We start from the raw sequence: 679 nt of genomic DNA, 5'->3' as shown, positions 1-679 counted from the left end.
GGGCCGGTTCGATCCACCGGTTCCGTTCGGCCGCCGCGTTCGCCAGCTACACCGGCACCGCGCCGATCGAGGCGTCCTCCGGCGACATCGTCCGCCACCGTCTTTCCCGCGCCGGAGACCGGCAACTGAACTGCGCCCTGCACACCATGGCCATTACCCAGATCGGTCGAGACACACCCGGCCGTGCGTACTACCAACGGAAACGCGCTGCCGGAAAGAGTCACAGGGAAGCACTGCGCTGCTTGAAGAGGCGGCTCTCGGACGTCGTCTATCGGCAACTTCTCCACGACTCGGCGACAGAGCTGGCGGCAGGCCCGGGAGGACACTCGGGGGCGGCTCTATCGTCCTGCGCGGCCGGCTGACACCCCGCACACCGGCACTTCGGACCAGTCACTTCCCGGACCCACCAAATTCCACCCTACAACCGGGGCCACCGGTTCGGCTTGACACAGAGAGGCGCCGTCTAGCTTGGTCAACCATTTTGCGACGGTCGAAGCCACCGAACGTTTCGGCCGCGATCCGGCGATCATCCTCATAACCGTGCCCAGCCACTTTTGGAGCCGTGGGCCACTTCACTGGCCATCGCAGGAATCAGCATGCAGGCGTTGGTCATCAACAATTGCCGGCAACCGCAGCGAGTGCCCACGGAGCGTCCCAGAATATCTTGAGTGAGCCAGGT

The 679-nt window shown here is 64.7% G+C and carries 1 protein-coding gene; it reads left to right on the top strand.

Annotated elements, in window-relative coordinates:
- On the top strand, positions 1–362 hold a 362-nt coding region (locus CA951_RS42150; protein WP_143543226.1), incomplete at its 5' end, for a transposase.
- Positions 363–679 lie beyond the last annotated feature (317 nt).

The sequence above is a fragment of the Rhodococcus sp. NCIMB 12038 genome (assembly GCF_002165735.1).
Taxonomy (GTDB): domain Bacteria; phylum Actinomycetota; class Actinomycetes; order Mycobacteriales; family Mycobacteriaceae; genus Rhodococcus_F.
This window is presented reverse-complemented; position numbering and strand designations above follow the sequence as displayed.